Origin of the sequence: Bradyrhizobium sp. SHOUNA76 (genome assembly GCF_023006445.1) — a bacterium.
Taxonomy (GTDB): Bacteria; Pseudomonadota; Alphaproteobacteria; order Rhizobiales; family Xanthobacteraceae; genus Bradyrhizobium.
Genome location: NZ_JALBHA010001196.1, coordinates 1 through 311, shown reverse-complemented (window position 1 = coordinate 311; position 311 = coordinate 1). Strand labels below are relative to the sequence as shown.

Annotated in this window: 1 protein-coding gene; it reads right to left on the bottom strand. The window is 67.2% G+C overall.

Annotated features, from left to right (window positions below; genetic code table 11):
- Positions 1–311 (bottom strand): DUF1522 domain-containing protein (locus MOV74_RS40475; RefSeq protein WP_246933143.1); only part of this gene is annotated, 311 nt, incomplete at both ends.

Sequence of the window (311 nt, the reverse complement as noted above, 5' to 3'; positions counted from 1 at the left end):
ACTTGAGCAGGTCGGCCTTGCCGGTGACGCTCAGATCCGCACCCGTCGAGCTCTTCAGCGTGACGGCACCGCCGCCAACGCTCGAAGCGGTCTGGTTGAAGCTGGTGGCGAGCGTCGCAGCACCGGCAGTGATGGATGCCGTCTTGACGCCGCTGGCCAGATCGACCGCGGTCAACAGATCGCTGACGGTCGCAGCCGGAGTGCCCGCGGTCCCGAGATAGACCGTGGAGTTGCCGTTGCCGTCGGTGACGAGGTTGCCGCTGACGCCCGAGCCGGACGCAACACCAGTCGATGCCGGAGCAGAACCCGAG